This is a genomic window from Pseudomonas sp. ANT_H4 (assembly GCF_008369295.1).
GTDB lineage: Bacteria > Pseudomonadota > Gammaproteobacteria > Pseudomonadales > Pseudomonadaceae > Aquipseudomonas.
In genome coordinates this window covers 1-715 of sequence record NZ_VOBG01000087.1, presented here as the reverse complement: position 1 = coordinate 715, position 715 = coordinate 1, and the positions used below count along the sequence as shown (strand labels likewise).

General features: G+C 59.9%; 1 pseudogene. It reads left to right on the top strand.

The annotated features are described in order from the left end of the window. Nucleotides 1–715: pseudogene (locus FQ182_RS29670) on the top strand (type IV secretion protein Rhs); the annotation flags it as partial.

Here is a 715-nt window from a genome sequence, read left to right as displayed (position 1 = left end):
GGGTTACCGAGCTGAACGTTGTTTCCTACCGCTATGACGACGCTTGGCGGCTGATTGAGGCAACCAATGCTGTAGGCGAAAGCGAGCGGTATCGGTACGACGATCAGCAAGTGATTCTGGAACGGGAGCTGGCCGGTGGGGCGAGTTTCTTCTGGGAGTGGGAACGGTCCGGCAAGGCTGCACGCTGCATGCGGCACTGGGCAAGTTTTTCGCAGATGAACACGCGCTATGCCTGGGACGACAACGGCTGTGTCACCGTGCATAACGCTGATGGCAGTCAGGAAGTCTACGTCCACGACCAGCGTGCGCGGCTGGTGCAGCGGATCGACCCGGACGGTGCGGAGCACTTCAAATCCTACGATGATAAGGGCCGGCTGACGGTCGAGCAGGACCCGCTCGGGGCGGTGACGGCGTATCAGTACGACGAAGCCGGTCGGCTGGTTGCGCTGTTTCCGGGGGACGATGAGCCGACATCCTACGAGCATAACAACGGTTTCGTCCGGGTCGTACGCCGTGGTAACGCGGTCTGGAAATACCAGCGTAACGACCAGGGCGATATCACCCGCAAGACTGATCCCGATGGTTTTGTCACCGACTACACCTACAACAAACACGGAAAGCTCACCGGCGTCTGGCATCCGGATAACAGCAGTCAGCGCCTGACCTGGAATGAGCGTGGCCAACTCACCGAGGAACAGCTGGCTAATGGCGGTGT